A 22,593-nucleotide genomic window follows, 5' to 3' on the forward strand; every position below is an offset into this window, starting at 1 on the left:
TTAGAGATTTTTTAAAATCTCTAATTGCTCCTGTTTTGAGTAATTAAATCTAAATTCACTCTCTTTTAAATAAAAAAAGAAGTATTCATATTCAATCCCTTTATATTTTTTCAAATTCTCTTCTAAATATTTCCAAAAGTCATATAGGTTTGTTTTGTACGATTCTTTTGAATATATTTTATGCCAATTTAAATACTCTTCATATTCACTACCTGCATGTGATTCTCTTCTGTGTTTTAAGTTTGGCATCAATAACGTATATACTTTTTCATTGGAGTAAAAACCAATTATGTTTATTGCTTCATAAAGTGATTTTATATTATTTAGTTTTTGTTTTTTTGTAAAATAATAGTACTCTTCATATTCACTATAATCTTTTGGCATAGAGTTATATACATCTTCTAAAAACTGTGGAATCTTACTTCTTATTTCATCATATCTATTTTTTACAGTTTTATAATTTAGCTTTAACTCTTTACTTAATTCTAGGGCATTTTTTTCTTCACAAAATCCATTTATAATATCTTCATCTCTTTTGAGTTTTTTTATTGAATATTTTTTTGCACAATTTTTACATTTTATATAGTCATCTTTTAGCATATAAAAGCTAGTGTTATTACAGTTTTTACAAATCATAAATTTATTTTAGCAAGTTTTGTCTATTTTTTGTTCTAAAATTACCTAAGTGGATATAAAAATTTATTATACTATAACGTCATGATAAATATAATTTATAAAATTTTAAATAAAAGGTCAATTATGAAAAAAATTATCTCGATATCTTTAGGATTGTTAGTTAGTGCAAATGCTCATTTTTTAACTTTTTTACCAACAACTGACAATGTTAGCTCTAAAGATGAATCAAAAATTAACTTTGATATTTCGTTTATTCATCCATTTGAACAAACTGGTATGACTATGGAAAAACCAACTTTATATTTAAATAGTAAAGATAAAACTATAAAATTAGAAGAGACAAAAAAGTTTGATCATAAAGCTTGGAAAAGTTCTTATGAAATAAAAAAACCTGGTGTTTACAAGTTTTTTGTAGAGCCTCAACCATATTTTGAACCTGCTGAAGAGAAGTTTATATCTCATGTCCCAAAGGTGATTATTAGTTCATTTGGATTAGAGGATGGATGGGATGAACCTCTTGGGTTAAAATATGAAATTATTCCCCTTAGTAAGCCATTTGCACTTTATAGTAATAATTTATTTACAGGTAAAGTATTACATAATGGAAAACCAGCAGCAAATACAGAAGTAGAAGTAGAACTTTTTAATGAGTTTGGATTAAAAGCTCCAAGTGATGCTCATATAACTCAAGTAGTTAAAACTGATGATAATGGAGTTTTTTCATTTAATATGAACCATAAAGGTTGGTGGGGATTTGCTGCACTTATAGAAGAGGGTGAATTAAAACACCAAGGTAAAAAGTATCCTGTAGAAAATGGTGCTTTAATGTGGATTAAAGCGCACTAAAATGCATATATCTGATGGTGTTCTAGGAATTGAACCAACTATTATCATATCAGCAATTTCAGCAATTGCACTAATAAAAGCAGTTAAAGAGCTTAAAAATGAAGAAATCTCTTTAACTGCAGTTGCTAGTGCTATGTTTTTTATTGCATCATTTATTCATATACCTTTTGGTGTTACTCAAATACATTTAATACTTTTGGGCGTTATTGGAATACTTATATCTTGGAGTAGTTTTGTTGCTATTTTTGTAGCACTTTTACTTCAAGCACTTCTTTTAGGATATGGTGGAATTACAAGTTTAGGGGTAAATTTATTTATTATGGCAGCACCAGCTGTAATAGTTTATTATTTTTATAACTTATCTTTTATAAAAAGAGTAAATGAAAAAGTAAAATTCTTTTTAGTAGGGTTTTTAGGAACTTTTTTTGCAACACTTTTTCTTACTTTAATTTTATATTTCTCAAAAGATGAATATAATTACGCAGCATATACGATATTTTCAGTAAATATTGTAACTATGATTATAGAAGGATTAGTAAGTATGTTCTTACTTCTATTTATCAAAAAAGTCTATCCAAAACTTTTGAAAGGTTAATTTGAGATATCTATTTTTAGTATTTCTTTTTATGTCATTATCATTTGCTCATAAAGTAAATCTATTTATTACAAATGAAAATGACAATCTTGAGATTTATTCATATTTTGCAAATGGTAAACCATGTATAAATTGTGAGTTTACAGTAAAAAGTGAAGACAAAGTAATCTTCAAAAATAAACTTAATAATGAAGGAATTTTTTTATATAAACCAACTTCAAAAGACATTGAGATTACTATTGATGCAGGTAGTGGACATATTGCACAACAAAAAGTCACAGTAGATAATATAAAACATGAAGAAAAAAAAGAGCATGTAAAAGAAGAGAAGAAAATAGAATATATCAAAATCATTTTAGGATTAGTAACTATATTCTTACTTTTCTTTTTACTTAAAAGATTTAAAAAATGAATAAAGAATTAATAAGTTTAGTAAATGCTTTTTTATTCTCAATTTTAGTTGCATTTTCACCATTAAGTTTTTTATTCCTAATTCCTTTGAGTATAATTTTATTTGTACAAAAAGAGCATCTATTAAAGATATTTAGAAAACTAGTTTTTTTGAATTTTTTCATAGTTGTTTTAGTACTATTTGTATTTTTTCAAGATAAAACAGAAGCTTTAGAATTGTTTTTTAGAACTAATATGATTTTACTTTTTAATATCTCTATTTTTTATAAATCAAAAGGTTATGATATAGTAAGAGCATTAGATGCTTTAAAAGTACCTTCAAAGTTAGTTAGTGTATTTTATTTTACATTAACTCTTATTGACTATTTAATGCTAGATTTCAAAAAAGCGAAGGATAGTTTAAAAGCTAGAGGTTTTAATGCAAATACTTCAATGTTTACATATCAAACTTATGGAAATGTTTTTGCCATGATATTTATAAAAGCATTAAAAAAATCAGAAGATATGAAATATAGTATGAATGCAAGAGGTTTTGAAAATAGAATTTATTTTTTAAACTCTTATAAAATAGATTTACATGAAAAGATTTTATTAGGTGTTATTGTATTGATTTTATTAAAGGTAGTATATGAGTTGTTCAGTTAATTTAAGAGCTGTATCTTATAAAAATGATAAAAAAGAGTTGTTTAGTAAGATTAGTTTTAATTTAGGTCATGAAGAAAAAATAGCAATAATTGGTTCAAATGGTAGTGGTAAAAGTACACTTCTAAAAATAGTTGCAGGATTAATAGCGCCAACTGATGGTTATCTAGAGATATTTCACAATAAAATCAATAATTTAAAAGAGTTTAAAAAATATAGAAACGATATAGCTTATCTTCCTCAAGATGTTACAAATCATTTTTTATGTCCAACTGTTATTGAAGATGTGATTTTTTCTCTTAGAACTAGAGGTGAGAGTAAAGAAGTAGCTTTAGAAAAAGGTAAGAAGATATTAGAGCAACTTCATATTTCACACTTAGAAGATAGAATAATTTTTGATTTAAGTGGTGGAGAGCAAAAGATTGTTGCTTTAGCAGGTTTATTGATATTAGAGCCTCGAATTTTACTACTTGATGAACCTACAAATGCACTTGATGAAGAATCAGAAAAAAAGATAGTAAATATTTTAAATTCTATTAAAAAATCTATGGTTATTGTATCCCATCACAAAAGTTTTATCGAAAGTTTAGCTCCAACAATATATAAACTACATAATAATTGTTTAGAAAAGTTAGAGGTAGAAGATAATTGAATAAAATTTACGATGTTATTGTTATAGGTGGAGGACCTGCTGGAATTTTAGCAGCTATTAGTGCAGCAAGTGAGAATAAAAGCGTACTACTTTTAGAAAAACTATCAAAAATTGCTGCTAAGTTAAAAGCAACTGGCGGTGGAAAATGTAATCTAACAAACACTTTATCAACTGATGAATTTATGGCTAAGTTTGGTAAAAATGGTAGATTTATGAGTGATGCATTAAATTTATTTAATGCTGATGCACTTAGAGACTTCTTCCATGGTATTGGAGTAGAAACTATTTCAAGAGATGGATTTAGAGTATTTCCCGTAAATCATAGTTCTAGTATCATCTTAAGTGCACTTGATGAAGAAATTGCAAGACTTGGAATTGATGTAGAGTGTTCAGTTAAAATAGACAGTATTTTAAAAGATGATGAGGTGTTTACTTTAAATTCAAGTGATAAAACATACACTTCAAAAAATGTGATAATAGCAACAGGAGGACTTGGTTATCCAGTTCTTGGAGCAACTGGTGATGGATATGAGTATGCAAAAGGTTTTGGGCATAAAGTAACTGAAACACATCCTGCTATGATGCCACTATTTACAAAAGAAAAAAACTTTGCAGCTTGTAAAGCAGATACTATTGCAAAAGCTATATTAAGAGTTGATATTCCAAAGTATAAAAAACTAAAACTAACTGGAGATTTAATCTTTACAAAAGAAGGACTTAGAGGACCAGTTATTTTAGATTTTGCAAGAGAAATTACTCCAATACTTGCAAAACATAAAGAAGTACCACTTTTAATAAACTTCTTAAAAGGGATGAATGAAGAAGATATTTACTCTCATCTAAAAAAAGAGATTGTTAAAAATCCGCAACACAATATCTTACAAAATTTAGAAACATTACTTGCTACTAGTGTAGCAACTCAAATATGCAATATTTGTGAAGTAGATACAAATCTTAGATTTAAACAAATTGAAGGTGTTAAAAGAGAGAAGTTAGTTAAAACTTTAGCTTGGACTCCTTTTACAATTACTGGACATGATGGTTTTAAATTTGCAATGATTACAAGAGGTGGTGTTGATTTAAAGCAAATTGACCCAAAAACCATGCAAAGTAAAATCACATCAGGACTTTATTTTTGTGGTGAAGTTATGAATATAGATGGCCCTTGTGGTGGTTATAATCTTCAATGGTCTTTTTCAAGTGGTTTTTTAGCAGGTAAATTAAAAGATTAGTTCTAAAAATACCTAAGAAATTAAAAATATTATATATCCTTTAGATTTTTTGAGTTAAACTTCATAAAATTGAATAATAATTCATTAGTAAAAAGGATATCCCTATGTGTAAAGATTGCGGTTGTACAATAGCAGGTGCTACTCATCACCATCATGATCATGACCACTCACACAGTCATGACCATTCACATTCACATGAAAGTGCTTCTCATCAAGCAGCTCATGAAACACTTCATCATAACCCTCAATTAAATGATGCAAAAACAGTTTCAGTTATTCAAAAAATACTTGATAAAAATGACCACGAAGCAGCTCACAATAGAGCACACTTTGATAATCACAAAGTATTAGGAATAAATCTTATGAGTAGTCCAGGAAGTGGTAAAACTACTTTACTTGAACATTTAGCAGATATTGCAGATTTTAAATATGGTGTTGTTGAAGGTGACTTAGAAACAAATAGAGATGCAGATAGATTAATTGCAAAAGATATTAAAGCTGTACAAATCCAAACAGGGAGTGCTTGTCACTTAGATGCGTTTATGGTTCATAAAGGATTACATGATATGCCTTTAGAAGATTTAGATGTATGTTTTGTAGAAAACGTAGGAAATCTAGTATGTCCAGCTTCTTATGATGTAGGAACTCACTTAAACATTGTTCTAGTATCTGTACCTGAGGGTGAAGATAAGATTGCTAAATATCCAGTTATGTTTAGAGCAGCAGATTTAATACTATTTACAAAGACTGATTTACTTCCATACTTTGAATATGATATTCAAAAAGAAAAAGAGACTGCCAGAAAACTAAAACCAAATGTAGATATCTTAGAAGTAAGTACTAAAGATGCTGATTCATTAAAAGCAGTGGTTGATTGGATTAATTTTAAAAGGAGAATGAGATAATGTGTTTATCAATACCTTCTAAAATTAAAAGTATAGATGAGGAAATGAATACTTGTGTAGTTGATACTATGGGAGTTGAAAGAAGTGCTAGTTTAGACTTAATTGATAAAGAAGTAGTAGTAGGTGATTATGTATTAATCCATATTGGTTTTGCTATGAATAAGATTGATGAAGAAGATGCTTTAGAGTCACTAAAAGTCTATCGAGAGATTATAGATAAGATGGAAGAGGAAGAACGCTTAGCAGCTATTGAAGAATCAGACAACTGTCCAAATAGATAATAAAGAATATTTATGGAAAAAGAACTACAACTAAAAGATTTATATGATGGTTTTAGAGACCCTAAAACTATAAAAGCATATAAACAAATCATAGATAAAGATTTAGAAAATTATGATGGAACTATTAATATCATGGAAGTATGTGGTGGACATACTCATACTATCATGAAATATGGTATTCCTCAATTACTAAATAAAAAAATCAATTTTATTCATGGACCTGGATGTCCAGTGTGTGTTATGCCAAAAGATAGAATAGATAGTGCTTATGAACTAAGTTTACAAAGTGATGTGATACTTGTAACACTTGGAGATATGATAAAAGTACCAGGTAGTAAAGGAAGTTTGCAAAAAGCAAGAAGTGAAGGTGCTGATGTAAGATTTGTTTACTCACCTATGGATTGTATTAAAATTGCTAGTGAAAATCCAGATAAAACTGTAGTATTTTTTGCAATAGGATTTGAGACAACTACACCTATGACTTGTAGTTTAATTGAACAAGTTATAAAAAACGATATTCCAAATATACAATTTCATATAAATCATATAACTGTACCAGAAGTTATGAGAGTTTTAGTTCAAAGTGATGATTGTAAGATTGATGCTTTTTTAGGGCCATCTCATGTAAGTGTTATTAGTGGTAGTAAGATTTATGAAGAGTTTCCTCTGACTTATAATAAACCAGTTGTAGTAGCAGGATTTGAACCAGTAGATGTTATGCAAGCTATTTCTATGATTGTAAAACAGTTTGTTGAAAATAGAAGTGATTTAGAAATAGAGTATAAAAGACTTGTATCTTATGAGGGGAATGTAAAAGCTCAAGAGAAGATAGAGAAGTTCTTTACAAAAGTACCTTTTAAATTTAGAGGTGTAGGTGAGGTTGCCAATAGTGGTTATGAACTAAAAAATGAGTATAGTAAATACAATGCAAAAATAGTTTATAAAGATATACTACCTACAAAAGAAGTAAAAGAAAACAAAGCATGTAGATGTCCAGATATTTTAAAAGGTGTTGCAAAACCAACTGACTGTAAGATATTTGGAAACGTATGTACTCCAACTAATCCTATTGGGTCATGTATGGTTAGTAGTGAGGGTGCTTGTAGTGCTTATTATAAATATGGGAATCTTTTATAAGGTTAAAATTCATGGATATAGAAAAAATAAAACAAAGAATTCAAAAATTTAGTGATGATAGAGATTGGAATTCTCACCATAATCCTAAAAATTTAGTTATGGCATTAAATGGAGAAGTAGGTGAATTAAATGAAATTTTTCAATGGTTAGATTTTGAAGAGTCATTAAATTTACCAGATGATGTAAAAGAACATACAAAAGAAGAAGTTGCAGATATAGCTATATATCTATTAAGAATATGTATGAAACTAGATATTGACTTAGAAGATGCTATTTTAAAAAAGATGGATAAAAATGAAGCTAAATATCCAGTGGAAACTTCTAAAGGCGGAAGCAAAAAATATAGTAAAAGTAGGGAAAACAGATGACAAATATAACACTAGCTCACGGTAATGGTGGTGTTGAAAATAATGAACTAATTACTAATATATTTTATAGTGCCTTTAAAAATGAGATATTAGAAAAGAGTGAAGATGCTGCTGTTATAGAAAATGGCAACTTAGCTTTTAGTACAGATTCATTTACAGTTAGTCCTTTATTTTTTAATGGAGCAGATATTGGTAAGCTGGCAGTTTGTGGAACATGCAATGACTTAGCTATGATGGGAGCAAAACCAAAATATTTAACTTGTAGTGTTATTATAGAAGAGGGTTTTGAAGTAGAGCAATTAGAAAAGATAGTTGCATCTATGAAAGAAGAACTTGCTAAAAATGAAGCAATAGTTGTAAGTGGTGATACAAAGGTAGTACCAAAAGGAAGTGTTGATAAAATCTTTATAAATACAACTGGTGTAGGTGAGATTCAATATAAAGGAATTAGTTCAAATAATATAACTACTGATGATATGATTTTAGTTAGTAGAGATATTGGAGCACATGGTGCAACTATATTTGCAGCACGTGAGGGAATGGACATGAGTACAACACTTAAAAGTGATTGTAATTCATTATATCCTCAAGTAAAAGCTTTGATTGATAGTGGAGTTAAAATAACTGCTTTAAGAGATGCTACAAGAGGTGGTTTAAGTGCAGTACTTAATGAGTGGGCAAAACAATCAAATGTATGTATCGAAGTTGAAGAAGATAAAATTCCTGTAAGTGATGAGGTTAAAGGTATTTGTGAAATGTTAGGTTTTGAAGCATCTAATTTAGCAAATGAAGGTACATTTGTACTAGCAATTGCAAAAGATGATGCACAAAAAGCAATTGATGTTTTAAAAAAATTCCCTGAAGCAACAAATGCTGCAATTATCGGTAAAGTTACAGATCAATATGAACAAAAAGTAGTTTTAAACTCAGCATGGGGAACAAAAAGATTTTTAGAAACACCAACTGGTGAATTACTTCCAAGAATTTGTTAAAGGTAAAAAATGCACGAATACTCAATAGTTCAATCTCTATTAGAATCTTGTGAAGAGCATGCAAAAGCAAATGATGCATCAAAAGTTACAAAAGTAGTAGTTAAAATTGGAGTTTTAAGTGGTGTAGAACCAGACTTACTTAAAACTGCTTTTGATACTTTTAAAGAACAAACAGTCTGTGATGGAGCAGATTTTGTAATGAATATACAAAAAGTACAAATACTCTGTCATGATTGTAGTAAAACTTCAACTTTAGATAAAAATGAATTTTCATGTCCATCTTGTAATAGTGTAAACGTAAAAGTTGAAGATGGTGAAGATATGTATTTAATGTCCCTTGAAATGCAGTAGTAATAGTATTATAATTTTATACTAAATACTGCACCCATATTTGATGAGATCGTTAAATATTCCGTGTCAAAGTAATTCTGATAGGAGAAATCCTATCACACCTGAACTTAAATTTTAAGTTCGCTATCCAATCTACCCTCGAAAAATATTGCCAATTGTGAAAGTGTTAAGTTCCAATTCCACATTGGCATATTCCATTTTTTAGTGGCATTTTTCATTCCCATATAAAGCAGTTTTAATAGGCTGTTCTCATTTGGAAATGCACCTTTTGTTTTGGTAAGTTTCCTAAATTGTCTATGTACAGATTCAATAATATTTGTTGTGTATATTACTTTTCTAATCTCTGGTGGATATTTAAAATAAACAGATAGATTTTCCCATTTATTATTCCAAGATTGTAAAACTATTGGATATAGTTTTCCCCATTTTTCATCTAAAGCTAAAAGTGCATCTTCTGCTGCTTCTTTTGAAACAGCTTGATAAACTGGTTTTAAATCTTTCATAAACTCTTTATGGTTCTTAGAAGCCACATATCTTATTGAATTTCTAATTTGATGAATAATACACAGTTGTACTTCAGTTTTTGGAAATATAGTTTTTATAGCTTCAGGAAATCCTTTTAATCCATCAACAGAAGCAATTAAAATATCTTGTAATCCTCTATTGTTTAAATCAGTTAAAACACTAAGCCAGAAGTTTGCTCCTTCACTTTCTGAAAGGTAAAGTCCTAATATATCTTTTTTACCTTCCATATTTACACCTAAAACTGTGTAAACAGCTTTTGATACATATTTACCACCATCTTTAATTTTATAATGTATTGCATCTAACCATACAAATGGATAGATTGAATCTAATGGTCTTGTTTGCCAAGCTTTAACTTTATCAATTATTTTATCTGTAATAGCACTAATTGTTGCAGTTGAAATAGATACTTGATATATTTCTTCAATATGAGACGATATATCACTGTAGCTCATTCCTAAGCCATACATTGAAAGGATTTTATCTTCTATTTCATTTGAAATTGTAGTTTGATGTTTTTTTACTATTTGAGGTTCAAATGTTCCATTTCTATCTCTTGGAGTTTCAAGTTCAAAAGAACCATCAGATAAACCTTTAATAGTTTTTTTATTTACACCATTCTTTCTATTTCTTTTTCCTGAAAGAACATCATTAGCAATATGTGATTCAACTTCTGCTTCAAGTGCAGCTTCTGTTAGTTGTTTGATAAGAGGAGCTAAAAGTCCATCTTTACCAGTAAGATTTTTACCATTTTTAAATTTTTCTAAAACTTCATTGAAGTCAAAGTTAATTCTCTCTTCCATTGTCAATCCTTGATATTATTTTATCAGATTGACACGGAATTTCTAACACTCCCTATTTGATTCATTTTCATAAATAAACTCTTCATTATATACATTTATTTCCCCATGAAATTGCTTTGTTATAATCTGATGAGTCATATATAAACCTAATCCTGTACCAACTGATTGGTGCTTTGTTGTAAAATAAGGTTCAAATATCTTTTCCATAAGATCTTTTTTTATCCCTCCAGCATTATCTTTTAGTAAAATTGAGATTCTATTTTCATTTTTTTCTAAAGATACATAAAACAGTTTAGCATTTTGATTTTGTTCTTTTAAAGCATCAATTGCATTATTATAAATATTTATCAAAGCTTGAATAAGTAGATTTTCGTTTCCTTCTATGTAAATATCATCTTTTATATCTTTTTTTACGATGATAAAATTATTATTAAAAGAATCAATTGTTAAATCTTCAACTTTTAATAATGTCTTTTTTAAGTTAAACTCTTTTCTATCAGATATATCTCCCCTAAAAAAGTTTCTAAAATCATCGATTGTTTTTGATAAGTGTTGCGTGTGTTCATTTATTTTATCTAAAGTTGGAATTATATCCTCTTTAGATATTTTATTGCCAATTTCAAGTGTAAATTTAAGTCCCGTAGATGCAGTTGATATTACAGAAAGTGGTTGTCTCCATTGATGAGCAATATTTCCAATCATTTCACCTACAGCAGAAGTCCTAGCTTGTTGTAATAGCATCTTTTCTTGTTGTTTTTGAATTGTAATATCTGAAAAAATACCTATATAGTTCTCTATTTCATTGTTTGAGTTTCTAATTATATTGATTGATAATAACTCTTCATATAGGTTACCATTTTTATCTTTATTGATTATTTCACCTACCCAAAACCCATTTTCTATTAAATTTTTCCACATATTTTCATAAAAAATTTTATCTTGTTTATTTGATTTTAATATTGATGGATTTTCTCCAAGAATCTCTTTTAAACTATAACCTGTAGTTTTAGTAAAAGCAGGATTTATATTTATTATTTGATTTTTCTTATTTGTTATCATAATTCCATCACGTGTATTTTCAAATACTAATAAAGCCTGCTTTATACTTTTCTCATATAACTTATTAGCATTTATATCTTGAATTACCGAAATAAAATAGTTTGGTTCACCATTCTCTTTTAAAATAAGTGTCACTGTTAGCTTTATCCATACTAAAGAGTTATCTTTTTTTATGTATCTCTTTTCCATTTCATAAGAGTCAATCTCTTTTTGTATCATTTTACTAACATATGTTAAATCTTCATCTAAATCTTTATAGTAAGTTATATCTTGAAAAGTTGATTTTAAAAGCTCATCTTTTTCATAACCTAATATTTGACACAATTTATCATTAACTTCTAACCAGTGACCATCTAATGAAACTCTTGCAATCCCAACTCCTGAATGATGAAAAAACTTCTTTAGTTTAGCTTCACTTTCTCTTATTTTTATATCTTTATTTTTTTGTTCTGTAATGTCGCTAAAAACACCTATATAGTTAAGAATACTATTATTTTTATCATAAATTGTATTTATTGTAAGCCACTCAGTATATAAAATTCCATTTTTATCTTTATTTGTTACTTCTCCTTCCCAGTGACCTGCTGTTCTTATTTTTTCCCACATATTTTCATAAAATTTTTTTGAATGTATACTTGATTTTAATATACTAGTCTTGATACCTAGTATCTCTTCTTTTGTATAACCAGTAATTTTTGTAAAAGCATTATTAACATCTATTATTTTTGTATCTTTATTTGTAATTATAATACCATCATGAGTATTACTAAAAACAGAATAAGCTTGTTTTAATTTCTTTTCTCTATTTTTTCTTTGAGTTATATCTTGACCTATTATTATGTAATTATGTTCATTATTTTTACTTATTGTATATATATTTAAATCAATAATTGCTTCTTCATTGTTTGAATTTAAAGCTATTATTTCTTTTGAAATATCTTTTTTTAATGGACCAATCAAAAAAGAGTTTTTGAAAAAAACTTTTTCAGCATCTCTCCAGCATTTTAAATCCCAAATATTTTTTTCTTTTACTTCATTAATATTTTGATTTAAGAAAATTAAAGCTGTTTTATTTATATCAATTATTTTTCCTCTTTCATCTAAAACGGCAGCTAAAAAATGAGAATCTTCAAATAAAAGTTTAAATTTTTCTTGTTCTTGAGATTGTTTTTTATGAAGAATTATCTCATTTTCTTTTCCTTTATTATAAAGATAGAATAAATATAAAGATACGATTATGGTAATTATAATAGTCATGATAGTTATAATAAAAAATTCATACTCTTTTTTATTCCAATTACTCATACTCTTTTCATAATCAAATTTTACAGCTAATGTAATAGGAAAATTATCTGTAAGTGTGTAGGTTAAAATATATTTTTTTCCATCAATAGTGTCAACTTTGGTTATTTCATTTTTTTCAAATGTCTTTTCAAGTAAATCTTGTTCTTTTATTTTTGTTCCAATTATTTTTGAATCATCAGTAGATAATAGTAGTATTCCATCTAGTCTAATTAATTCAAAAGTTACATAATCTGAATCAATACTATTTAAAAATCTATTTATAAAATAGTCATTATTTAGATTTATAACTACATTATAATCACTATTTTTACTTAAGATAGTTTTTGAAATAGGTATAAAAAAAGTTTCATTTTTGCTGATTTTTTCTTCATTTGTATATACATCATCACCATTTATAAAATCTCTACCTATCCATGGTGTTGATATTTTTAATATATTTTCTTCAAATATAGGATTTGGGAAAAGATTTAGATTTTTGATTACTAAGTTAATATTTTCAAGGTTAGAACTATAAATAATCGTGTCATTTTTTAATATATTGATAGATCTAATTTGTGGATAGTTTTTTTGCATATCAACTAATCTTCTATTTATACTTGTAAGTGGCATAGATATATCAATAATTGAGTGGATATTATTTATAATTTGTTCAATATTTGATAAGTCTTGATTTAACTCTTTTGAAAATGCTTTTGCATTTAATTTAGAGATTTTTATGTAATTATTTTCAGCTTCTTCTTTAAATAAGGATAAAGCTTTAACTATAGAGCCGCTTGCAAATTCCACCATCATAAACTAGTGAATTTGTAAACCTACTAAGCTTATCAAGCAGATCTTTTAAACTTTTAATCATTTTACCGCTTTATGGGTCAATTTTAGATAAAAAACTATTATTGGGTGCGTGCTTGATGGTTGAGTTTTAAAAATGGCTAATTTTTAGTGTTTTTAGCTAAAAGTTATGTTACCAGTTTCAAACTCTGATGAATACAAACTGATAAAATACCAAATGCTAAAACAGAAGCTACTTTTGTAGCTCCTTTATAATAAATATTACTGCATCCAAAGTCTTCTTTGAGGTATTTATTGACTCTCTCAACCATACTTCTTTGGTTATAGTGATGGGTATCTAAACTTTGAGTAAGGTTTAGAATTTTAAATTTCTTTTTTTCATCTTTTATAAGTTGAATTTTTCCTTTTAACTCTTTGGAGTTCTTCGGATTGATATCAATAAGCGGTCTATGATTTAGTTTTTTGGAAAAATCTCTGATAATATTGCTGTCGTATCCTGCATCTTGTAAGTCATAAAGATATGATACTTTTTTGCTTGTCTCGTTTATAAGAGGAAGTGCTACTGAGCTATCATGAACATTTGCCCCTGAATAAATAGCAGTAATAGGGATATCTCCATCTACTACACTGATATGGAGTTTCCCTCCTATCCATGTTTCAAAGTTGCCTTTGGAATTCTGTTTTCTTCCAACTCCACACTGCGTTGATACCAAAGATAGCATCTGCTTTGTGGTTTTCATATCTTCTTGTTGCTGCAAGATACTGGGTGTTTTAGGCTCTCTTGTTTCACCTTTTTTAGGTCGTCCTCTTCTTTTTGGTTTAAACTTTTCTTTTTCAACTTTTACAGGTTTTTCTCTCAGTGGTATTTTTGTTGCATCACTTGCATTATAAAAAAAGAGTGTATCCCTTAGATACTCCTTCACAAACTGCTCATGCGTCTTTTGTGCAATTTTAAGCTCACTGAGCTCCTTAAAGACTCTACTAAATTTAGACTCACTTGGAATATCGTTTTTATATCTCCACCCACACAAGATCCTCAGCGTTCTATCACTATGAAGTCTATCGATAAGGTCTCTGGTTGTTTGGATATTGTAAACACTCTTTGCAATAAATGCTCGTGCAATCTCTTCTCTATGCTTTGGAGTGTTTGTAATAGATACGACAGTGATATTTTTTTCAATCGCAGCAAAGTCTAATATCTTAATAAGCTTTTGCTCTTTATTTGACAACTCTTCTAATTGAAGCTCTCTTTTCAAAGAAGGAAAAAGTGAATTTTCAAGATTTAAAACCTTAGTCCACATTTTAGATAGACTTGAAGATATTTTTGGTAGAATAATTTCCATAAGTTGAATCGCTCTTCTGTTAAATTTTTGTAGTAAAAAATTATAACTTATCTGAAGTTTGATTCAACTTTTTAAAATTTAAATCAGCTTAAATTACGGGTTGTTTTTTATAATCTGCAAGTGGCTCTATAATAAAAAGAATTATACTAAAAGCAATAATTATTCCTAAGGCTAGTTTTAATCTATTTTTCATTACAAATTTTATCTTAATTTAGCAATAGGTTCTAATCCATTTTTTTTAGCAAACTTAAGTAACCTTCCATCATTTTTTATTTTAAAAATAAATTTTTCTACTCTTTGATAAAACTCTTCATGACCATATGCCATAGTCCAAGCATAAGATGTTAAATGATAATTATCTGTAGGTTTTATCAGTTTAGCCCAATCAGTTTTTTCTAACATTTTTTTACTATAAGGATAATCTGTCATAAATACATCAGCTCTTCCAGATTGAACCTCTTGCTCTCTTTGTTTAAATCCTTTTATGGTGATTAGTTTTGCATTTTTTAATTTTTTTTTCATAATTGGTTCATGGTATGTTCCCTTTGCAACAGCAACTATAACTCCATTCTTATCTATATCTTCCCATGATTTTATTTTTTTATTTGTTTTTGTAGTTATTGCATAAATATCACTTTGTAAATGAGCAGTTGTAAATCTCATTTTTTCACTTCTAGCTTTTGTATTTCCTATTGCAAACATTGCAATATCACATTTGTTGGAAGTTACATCTTCAATTAGTGTTGGAAAAGAGCTTTTTACTAGCTTTAATTTTACATTTAAATCTTTTGCAAGTTCATGGGCTAAATCAATGTCTATGCCTGTAAGTTTTTGAGTTCTAGAATCAATATATGATATTCCATAATATTGAGGCCAAATACATACCCTTAATTCATTATTCGTGATTATTTTTTCTAATTTTGTATTTTCTGCAAATAAATTAAAATTAAAAAAAATCAGTAATGCAATAACAGTTTTCATTTCAATCCCTTTTATAGTGCATAATATAACATAATTAATTTTATCATCTCTTAATTCTACATTGTAAATTATGTATAAATAATAGACCTTACTTATTATTATTGAAATTTTATTTTGATAAGATTTTATATAAAAACAAGGAGACAATATGAAAAAAATCATAAGTATTGCTTTAGCTTCTGCATTAACTTGCTCTATTTCATTTGCAAAAGAGGTAAAAATTGGTGTAATTATGCCAATGTCAGGTCCAATAGGTGGATTTGGTCAAAGTGCAATGGAAGGTTTAGAATTAATGAACAAAATGGCACCAAAATTAAAAAATGGTGATGATGTTAAACTTATTTTAGTTGATAATAAATCAGATAAAATTGAATCAGCAAATGCTGCATCAAAACTTATCTCTTCAGATAAAGTTACAGCAATTATTGGAGCACTTACTTCAACAAATACAATGGCAATGACTAAACTTGCAGAAAATGCAAAAATACCTGTTGTAGCTCCTGTTGCAACAAATATATTAGTAACTAAAAGAAAAGATTATGTATCGAGAGTTTGTTTTTCTGATGCTTTCCAAGGTGAAGTTGCTGCAAATTTTGCTATTAAGAATTTAAAACTAAAAAAAGCAGTTTTAATAACAGATGTTAAAAATGATTATTCAATAGGTATTTCTAAGATTTTTAAAAGAACATATCCAATACTTGGTGGTGAAATTTTACAAAATGCTAAAATAAATGCTGGTGATACTGATTTTAAAGCAATGTTATCAAATATTAAAGCTTTAAATCCAGAACTTATTTTCTTCCCTATATATTCAGCTGAAGCTGGTCTTATTGCAAAACAAGCAAAACAGCTAGGAATTACAGCTAAATTCTTAGGAACAGATGGTATGACTGCAGATGATGTATTCTTTAAAGCAGGTGGTGATGCTGTTGAGGGATTCTATGCAACTGATCTTTACTCTTCAAGTGCTCCTAAAACAACAGAACTTTCAAAAAAGTATGCTCAAACTTATAAAGAAGAGCTAAAAAAAGAAGTTCATCCTTTTGGAGTTTTAGCAGCAGATTCATATAATGTAATTTTAAATGCAATGAATTCTTGTGAAGACCCAAGTGATTCTGTGTGTGTAAATAAAAATATTAGAGCAACTAAAAACTTTGCTGGTGCTTCAGGAGTTATTACACTTCAAGGTGGTGATGCTGTAAGATCTGCTGTAATTAATCAAATTAAAGATGGTTCAAAATCATATTTAACTACTGTTGAACCATAAAAATATAATAAAAAAGGCTTTTAAAGCCTTTTTATTTAAAAAATTATTGGAGAAAAATGGATTTATTAACATTTTTACAACAACTTATTAATGGAATAAGTCTTGGAAGCATGTATGCACTTATAGCTATTGGTTATACAATGGTCTATGGAGTCTTGAGACTTATAAATTTTGCCCATGCTGATATTATGATGGTTGGAGCATTTGCCTCATTTTTTGCAATGGATAGCTTTGGAATATCTTTTGCACTTTCTGTTTTTTTTGCAATTTTAATATCCGTAATTGTTGGTGTTTTAACAGATAAAATTGCATATAAACCCTTAAGAAATTCTCCTAGAATTTCACTTTTAATTACAGCAATTGGTGTATCGTTTTTTTTAGAAAATATAGTGAATGTAACCTTTGGTGGAACACCAAAATCTTTTGATATCCCTGAATATTTCGACAAAATTATTCATATGGGAAGTGCAGTTTTAACTCCAATTGTAATTATAGTTCCTATTGTTACAGTTCTTCTTTTATGTGTACTTTTATTTATACTTTTTAAAACAAAATATGGTGTTGCAATTAGAGCACTTGCTTTTGATATTAAAACAGTATCACTTATGGGTGTGGATTCAAATAGAATTATAATGATTGTATTTATTATAGGTTCATCACTTGCAGCTATTTCTGGAATATTTTGGGCTATTTCTTATCCAATTTTAACTCCATATATGGGTGTTATGATTGGTCTTAAAGCTTTTGCTGCTGCTGTTTTAGGTGGAATTGGTTCAGTAACTGGTGCAGTTTTAGGTGGATTTATTTTAGGGTTTACAGAAGTTATATTTGTAGCATTTTTCCCTGAATTTGGTGGATATAAAGATGCAATTGCATTTATATTTTTAATTCTTGTATTATTATTTAAACCAACTGGTATTATGGGAATAAATTTTGAAAAAAGTAGGTTTTAATCATGACTATTAATAAAAATTTTATAATCTACACACTATTAAGTATTTCATTTTTAATGATTTCTCCATATATTTTTGAAGATTATGGAATGAGAATTTTAAATAATATTTTTATCTTTATTATTCTAGCAGCTTCATATAATCTTATAAATGGAGTTACAGGACAGTTTTCATTAGAGCCAAATGGATTTGTAGCAATTGGTGCATATGTAACAGCTATTTGTTTATTAAGTGAAGATTTAAAATGGGATTTGTATCAACTTGAAGATCCAGCTCCTTGGGTACTTGCACTTAATACTTCACTTGTTCCAGCTTTATTATTAAGTGGTGTTATTGCAGCATTTGTAGCTGTTTGTTTAGCAGCACCTGTATTTAGAGTAAGAGGTGATTATTTAGCTATCGTTACACTTGGTTTTGGTTTTATTATCAAAGTAATTGCAATAAATCAACCAGAAATTACAAATGGAAGTATTGGATTAAATGAGATTCCTTCATTAATTAATATTTATTGGACAGGTGGACTTGCTATTTTAACTGTAATTATTATGCTAAATATAGTTCATTCTAAATATGGAAGAGCTATGAAAGCTGTTAGAGATGATGAAGATGCAGCAAGTGCAATTGGCATTAATACCTTTAAAATTAAAACTTTGGCTTTTGGAACAAGTGCATTTTTTGAAGGAATTGGCGGAGGATTATTAGCAATTCTTCTTACAACGATTAGTCCAGATTTATTTACATTCTTCTTAACATTCCAACTATTAATTATAATTGTTCTTGGAGGGCTTGGGTCTATGACAGGAGCTATTATAGGTACAATTCTTGTAATTGGTGGAAGTGAGTGGTTAAGATTCCTTGATGGTCCTATGAATATATTTGGCTTCCAAACGGATGCACATCCAGGTCTTAGAATGGTTGTATTCTCTGTAATTTTAATTCTTGTGATGTTATTTGCAAGAGAAGGAATTATGGGTAAAAAAGAGTTAAGTGATATTTTTAAATTTAAAGGTAAGAAAAAATGATTTTAGAAGTTAAAAATATTACAAAATCATTTGGTGGAGTAGTTGCTATTAATGATACATCTTTTTCAATTAACAAAAATGAAATTTTTGGTTTAATTGGTCCAAATGGTGCAGGTAAAACTACTATGTTTAATATCATCACAGGAAACTATAAACCAACAAGTGGTGAAGTAATATTAAATGGGAAAAATATTACAAATAAGAAAAACTATAAAATAGTTCATGAAGGAATAGCAAGAACTTTTCAAAATATTAGACTATTCTCTTCTATGAGTGTTTTAGATAATGTTTTAATCGGACTTGATAAAAGTGCTAAATATACTTATCTTGAATCTATTTTTAGACTTCCTAGATTTTTTTCTAAAGAAAAAAAGATAGAAAAAAAAGCAATAGAAATTTTAGAATTTTTAGGAATTGATAAATATAAAGATGAATTAGCAACTTCTTTATCTTATGGAAGTCAGCGAAAGGTAGAAATAGCAAGAGCCTTAGCTACAACTCCTAGTTTACTTTTACTTGATGAACCAGCAGCTGGAATGAATCCAAATGAGACAAAAGAGTTGGCAAATCTTTTATTTGATATTAGAGATAAGTTTGATGTGACAATTTTATTAATTGAACATGATATGAAGTTTGTAAATCATTTGTGCGATAGAGTAATGGTTTTAGATTATGGTAAAACTATTTTTGAAGGGCATATTGAAGATGCAATAAAAGATGAAGAGGTTATAAAAGCCTATCTTGGAGATTTTAAACATGCTTAAAGTAAATAATTTAGAAGTATTTTACGGGCTTATAAAAGCTGTAAAAGGAATAAACTTTGAAGTGTCAAAGGGACAAATAGTTTCACTTATTGGTTCAAATGGAGCTGGAAAAACTTCAACTTTATCTTCAATCGTAAATGATGTTAAAAAAAGTGGTGAAATTCTTTTTGAAGGGAAAGATATCTCAAAATTAAAAACACATGAAATAGTACAAAGTAAAATAGCATTAGTTCCAGAAGGACGAAGAGTATTTATAAATCTTACAATTGAAGAAAATCTTAGAATGGGTGCTTTTAATAATGATGAAAAATATGAAGAATTAAAAGAGCATATGTTTAAACTTTTCCCAAGATTAGTAGCTAAAAAAACACAATTAGCCGGTACTATGAGTGGAGGAGAGCAACAAATGCTTGCAATTGCAAGAGCATTGATGAGTTCACCAAAACTTTTAATGCTTGATGAACCCTCACTTGGTCTTGCTCCTAAAATTATTGGAGAGCTTTTTGATATTATTTTAAAATTAAGAGATGAAGGAATAACGATACTATTAATTGAGCAAAATGCCTATGCAGCACTTGAAATATCAGATTATGCTTATGTTCTTGAAAATGGTGAAATAGCACTTGAAGGTGTAGGAAAAGAGTTAGTTGGACTTGATGAAATTAGAGCAAAATATTTAGGTGCTTAATTAACTATTTAAGAGCTATAGAAAAGCTCTTAAATATGATTTATCAATTACTCCATCAATATTAAATTCATGTGCTATATGAGAAGGTAAATTTGGATTTCTAAGTAGTTCTCTACCAAATGCTACAAAATCACAATAATCATTGTTTAATAACATTTCAGCTTCTTGAGCTGTTGTAATAAGTCCTACAGCAATTACAGGTATTTTAATACTCTCTTTTATCTGTTTTGCATAGTTTACTTGATAGAGTGGTTCAATATTTGGAGTCAGACTAGGTTTATGTATATTTCCACCTGCACTTACATGAATAGCACTAACACCAATTTTTTCTAATTCTTTACATAAATGAATTGATTGTTTTATTTCCCAACCATTTTCTTCCCATTCATCTGCACTAATTCGCACTATTAATGGTAAGTTTGTAGCTTCTATTATCTCACTTGCAATCTCTAAAACTAACTTACATCTTTTTTGAAGTGTTCCGCCATACTCATCTAATCTTTGATTTGTAATTGGTGATAAAAATTCACAAAGTAAATATCCATGGGCGGCATGAAGTTCAATCATATCATAACCAGCATTTTTTGCTCTAATTGCAGCATTTACAAATAGATTTTTAACTTCTTTTATATCCTCACTAGTCATCTCTTTTGGAGTTTTGTACCCTTCATCATCACTAAATTTTATAGTACTAGGTGCAATTGGAGTAGAGTTTGTGCAAACTGATTTTCTACCAGCATGGGCTAATTGAATTGCTGTTTTAGTTCCATATTTATGAATTTGATTATTTAATATTTTATGACCTTCAATTTGTGAATCATCATATAATCCTAAATCATTATTAGAAATTCTTCCTCTTTTTTCAACTGCTGTTGCTTCAACTATTATTAATCCAACACCTCCAATTGCTCTGGCATTATAGTGAGTAAAGTGAAAATCTTTTAAATGGGAGTCTTCATCACTTTTATACATACACATAGGAGGCATTACAATTGCATTTTTTATTTTGATATTATTAATCTTTTTTTGATTAAAAAGTATATCCATCTATTTTCCCTTAATTACAAAGTTTGTTTATTGATGATTAACTATTATTTTGTACAATTATTATACTTAAACTATAGGAAATTTAATGTTATTAATGAAACTACAATCAAAAGAGAAATTCTCTTTTTTACAATTAGCACACTATCTTGCAAGAGTAGATGATATTTATGGAGAAAAAGAAGAAGAGATTATTCAAGAGTATTGCACTGAAATGGGAATAGAAAATCTTACATCTTTTGATAAAAATAGTTTTGATTTAGAAGAGATATTAAATGATTTTAAATCCTTAAAAAGTAAGAAAATTGTAATTTTAGAACTAATGATTTTAATTCATATTGATAGAAAATATCATTATAAAGAAAAAGAACTAATAGAAAAAATTATTAAAAAATTTGCTTTTAATGAAGAAGAGATAAAAAAGTACTCTAAATGGGGAGATTCTGTAGCTACTTTATATGAAGAGGCAAAAAGTTATATAAAATAATAAAAAAGACAAAATTTATATTGATTTGTAGGAAATTTTAGATAGAATTTCTTTTATGGAACTAATAGAAACATTAAATAGTAAAATTGACAAATTATTGCATGATTATGAAAAGTTAAGATTAGAGAATATAAATTTAAAACAAGAACTTGACATGCTTAAAAATGACAATGATGAATTAGTTCGAAATAATCAAGATATGTTTCTAAGAATCGATAGTACTTTAACACTAATAAAGGCACAAAAGGGTGAGTAAACAAGTTACATTTCATATCAATAATATGGCTTATACTGTAAACTTAGATGAAGAGGTTTTAGAACACCTTACTAAGTATTTAAACTTAGATAAAAATAATGATACAAAAGAATTACTTGCAGCTTATATTAGATTATCTCACGAATATAAAACTTTTAAAAAAGATGTAGAACAAATTACAGATAAACTTTCAAGGTTTTAAAATTAAAGCTTTTTCTTTACTTGAAATTACTGTTGTAGTTTTGTTAATTGGAATTAT

The 22,593-nt window shown here is 27.9% G+C and carries 26 protein-coding genes; 20 read left to right on the top strand and 6 right to left on the bottom strand.

Annotation, left to right across the window (positions count from 1 at the left end; translation table 11 throughout):
* Positions 1 to 600 carry a hypothetical protein gene (locus APAC_RS05260; protein ID WP_228255951.1) on the bottom strand — a complete coding sequence of 200 codons (600 nt, stop codon included), beginning with the start codon at positions 598 to 600 and terminating at the stop codon, positions 1 to 3.
* 159 nt (positions 601 to 759) lie between these two features.
* Here APAC_RS05260 and APAC_RS05265 point away from each other — a divergent pair, with 159 nt between their 5' ends.
* The 12 genes from APAC_RS05265 to hypA all read left to right on the top strand — a co-directional run bounded on the left by APAC_RS05265 (position 760) and on the right by hypA (position 9,048).
* Positions 760 to 1,482, top strand: a complete 723-nt coding sequence (locus APAC_RS05265) for a DUF4198 domain-containing protein (RefSeq protein ID WP_130233124.1) — start codon at positions 760 to 762, stop codon at positions 1,480 to 1,482.
* Between the two features lies 1 nt (position 1,483).
* Positions 1,484 to 2,077: a cobalt transporter CbiM gene (cbiM, locus tag APAC_RS05270; protein ID WP_130233125.1), complete on the top strand. Its 594-nt coding sequence runs from the start codon at positions 1,484 to 1,486 to the stop codon at positions 2,075 to 2,077.
* A 31-nt stretch (positions 2,078 to 2,108) separates the two neighbouring features.
* A complete protein-coding gene (locus APAC_RS05275; RefSeq protein ID WP_130233126.1) occupies positions 2,109 to 2,489 on the top strand; it encodes a hypothetical protein in 381 nt (126 codons plus the stop codon).
* Positions 2,486 to 3,133, top strand: a complete 648-nt coding sequence (locus APAC_RS05280; RefSeq protein WP_130233127.1) for an energy-coupling factor transporter transmembrane component T — start codon at positions 2,486 to 2,488, stop codon at positions 3,131 to 3,133. The genes APAC_RS05275 and APAC_RS05280 overlap by 4 nt, the downstream gene beginning before the upstream one ends.
* Complete coding sequence (locus APAC_RS05285; RefSeq protein ID WP_130233128.1) at positions 3,117 to 3,782, top strand: energy-coupling factor ABC transporter ATP-binding protein; 666 nt, start codon at positions 3,117 to 3,119, stop codon at positions 3,780 to 3,782. The genes APAC_RS05280 and APAC_RS05285 overlap by 17 nt, the downstream gene beginning before the upstream one ends.
* A complete protein-coding gene (locus APAC_RS05290) occupies positions 3,779 to 5,014 on the top strand; it encodes a BaiN/RdsA family NAD(P)/FAD-dependent oxidoreductase (protein ID WP_130233129.1) in 1,236 nt (411 codons plus the stop codon). The genes APAC_RS05285 and APAC_RS05290 overlap by 4 nt, the downstream gene beginning before the upstream one ends.
* A gap of 104 nt (positions 5,015 to 5,118) precedes the next feature.
* Positions 5,119 to 5,919 carry a hydrogenase nickel incorporation protein HypB gene (gene hypB, locus APAC_RS05295; RefSeq protein WP_130233130.1) on the top strand — a complete coding sequence of 267 codons (801 nt, stop codon included), beginning with the start codon at positions 5,119 to 5,121 and terminating at the stop codon, positions 5,917 to 5,919.
* A complete protein-coding gene (locus APAC_RS05300; protein ID WP_130233131.1) occupies positions 5,919 to 6,200 on the top strand; it encodes a HypC/HybG/HupF family hydrogenase formation chaperone in 282 nt (93 codons plus the stop codon). The genes hypB and APAC_RS05300 overlap by 1 nt, the downstream gene beginning before the upstream one ends.
* A 12-nt stretch (positions 6,201 to 6,212) precedes the next feature.
* On the top strand, positions 6,213 to 7,337 hold the full coding sequence (gene hypD, locus APAC_RS05305) for a hydrogenase formation protein HypD (protein ID WP_130233132.1): 1,125 nt from the start codon (positions 6,213 to 6,215) through the stop codon (positions 7,335 to 7,337).
* 11 nt (positions 7,338 to 7,348) lie between these two features.
* On the top strand, positions 7,349 to 7,705 hold the full coding sequence (locus APAC_RS05310; protein WP_130233133.1) for a nucleotide pyrophosphohydrolase: 357 nt from the start codon (positions 7,349 to 7,351) through the stop codon (positions 7,703 to 7,705).
* The gene (gene hypE, locus APAC_RS05315) at positions 7,702 to 8,697 is read left to right on the top strand and encodes a hydrogenase expression/formation protein HypE (protein WP_130233134.1); all 996 of its coding nucleotides are present in this window, start codon (positions 7,702 to 7,704) and stop codon (positions 8,695 to 8,697) included. The genes APAC_RS05310 and hypE overlap by 4 nt, the downstream gene beginning before the upstream one ends.
* Positions 8,698 to 8,706: 9 nt before the next feature.
* Positions 8,707 to 9,048 carry a hydrogenase/urease nickel incorporation protein HypA gene (gene hypA / locus APAC_RS05320; protein ID WP_130233135.1) on the top strand — a complete coding sequence of 114 codons (342 nt, stop codon included), beginning with the start codon at positions 8,707 to 8,709 and terminating at the stop codon, positions 9,046 to 9,048.
* Between the two features lie 107 nt (positions 9,049 to 9,155).
* Here hypA and APAC_RS05325 read toward each other — a convergent pair whose 3' ends face one another.
* The 4 genes from APAC_RS05325 to APAC_RS05340 all read right to left on the bottom strand — a co-directional run bounded on the left by APAC_RS05325 (position 9,156) and on the right by APAC_RS05340 (position 15,853).
* Positions 9,156 to 10,376 (bottom strand): IS256 family transposase, encoded by a 1,221-nt coding sequence (locus APAC_RS05325; RefSeq protein WP_130233136.1) that lies wholly within the window; start codon positions 10,374 to 10,376, stop codon positions 9,156 to 9,158.
* Positions 10,377 to 10,418: 42 nt separating this feature from the next.
* Positions 10,419 to 13,526, bottom strand: coding sequence for a PAS domain S-box protein (locus APAC_RS05330; protein WP_170170117.1), 3,108 nt, complete (start codon positions 13,524 to 13,526; stop codon positions 10,419 to 10,421).
* A 170-nt stretch (positions 13,527 to 13,696) separates the two neighbouring features.
* Positions 13,697 to 14,872 (bottom strand): transposase, encoded by a 1,176-nt coding sequence (locus APAC_RS05335; protein ID WP_130232576.1) that lies wholly within the window; start codon positions 14,870 to 14,872, stop codon positions 13,697 to 13,699.
* A 201-nt stretch (positions 14,873 to 15,073) separates the two neighbouring features.
* Positions 15,074 to 15,853: a substrate-binding periplasmic protein gene (locus APAC_RS05340; protein ID WP_130233138.1), complete on the bottom strand. Its 780-nt coding sequence runs from the start codon at positions 15,851 to 15,853 to the stop codon at positions 15,074 to 15,076.
* A gap of 148 nt (positions 15,854 to 16,001) precedes the next feature.
* On the opposite strand from APAC_RS05340, the gene APAC_RS05345 reads away from it, so the two are divergent.
* From APAC_RS05345 to APAC_RS05365, 5 genes are read left to right on the top strand one after another with little or no spacing between them, the layout of a single operon-like run.
* On the top strand, positions 16,002 to 17,120 hold the full coding sequence (locus APAC_RS05345; protein ID WP_130233139.1) for an ABC transporter substrate-binding protein: 1,119 nt from the start codon (positions 16,002 to 16,004) through the stop codon (positions 17,118 to 17,120).
* Between the two features lie 56 nt (positions 17,121 to 17,176).
* Complete coding sequence (locus APAC_RS05350) at positions 17,177 to 18,073, top strand: branched-chain amino acid ABC transporter permease (protein WP_130233140.1); 897 nt, start codon at positions 17,177 to 17,179, stop codon at positions 18,071 to 18,073.
* A gap of 2 nt (positions 18,074 to 18,075) precedes the next feature.
* Positions 18,076 to 19,095, top strand: a complete 1,020-nt coding sequence (locus tag APAC_RS05355; RefSeq protein WP_130233141.1) for a branched-chain amino acid ABC transporter permease — start codon at positions 18,076 to 18,078, stop codon at positions 19,093 to 19,095.
* Complete coding sequence (locus APAC_RS05360) at positions 19,092 to 19,859, top strand: ABC transporter ATP-binding protein (protein ID WP_130233142.1); 768 nt, start codon at positions 19,092 to 19,094, stop codon at positions 19,857 to 19,859. The genes APAC_RS05355 and APAC_RS05360 overlap by 4 nt, the downstream gene beginning before the upstream one ends.
* Positions 19,852 to 20,547 (top strand): ABC transporter ATP-binding protein, encoded by a 696-nt coding sequence (locus tag APAC_RS05365; RefSeq protein WP_130233143.1) that lies wholly within the window; start codon positions 19,852 to 19,854, stop codon positions 20,545 to 20,547. Before APAC_RS05360 ends, APAC_RS05365 begins: the two co-directional genes overlap by 8 nt.
* Before the next feature lie 15 nt (positions 20,548 to 20,562).
* Here the strand turns inward: APAC_RS05365 and APAC_RS05370 are convergent, their stop codons facing one another.
* A complete protein-coding gene (locus APAC_RS05370) occupies positions 20,563 to 21,594 on the bottom strand; it encodes an NADH:flavin oxidoreductase/NADH oxidase (RefSeq protein WP_130233144.1) in 1,032 nt (343 codons plus the stop codon).
* Positions 21,595 to 21,679: 85 nt separating this feature from the next.
* Here APAC_RS05370 and APAC_RS05375 point away from each other — a divergent pair, with 85 nt between their 5' ends.
* From APAC_RS05375 to APAC_RS05385, 3 genes are read left to right on the top strand one after another with little or no spacing between them, the layout of a single operon-like run.
* Positions 21,680 to 22,078, top strand: a complete 399-nt coding sequence (locus APAC_RS05375) for a TerB family tellurite resistance protein (protein ID WP_130233145.1) — start codon at positions 21,680 to 21,682, stop codon at positions 22,076 to 22,078.
* A 55-nt stretch (positions 22,079 to 22,133) separates the two neighbouring features.
* Positions 22,134 to 22,334, top strand: a complete 201-nt coding sequence (locus APAC_RS05380) for a hypothetical protein (protein WP_130233146.1) — start codon at positions 22,134 to 22,136, stop codon at positions 22,332 to 22,334.
* A complete protein-coding gene (locus APAC_RS05385) occupies positions 22,327 to 22,536 on the top strand; it encodes a hypothetical protein (RefSeq protein ID WP_130233147.1) in 210 nt (69 codons plus the stop codon). The genes APAC_RS05380 and APAC_RS05385 overlap by 8 nt, the downstream gene beginning before the upstream one ends.
* The last annotated feature ends 57 nt before the right edge of the window (positions 22,537 to 22,593 follow it).

Origin of the sequence: Malaciobacter pacificus (assembly GCF_004214795.1) — a bacterium.
Taxonomy (GTDB): Bacteria; Campylobacterota; Campylobacteria; order Campylobacterales; family Arcobacteraceae; genus Malaciobacter_A; species Malaciobacter_A pacificus.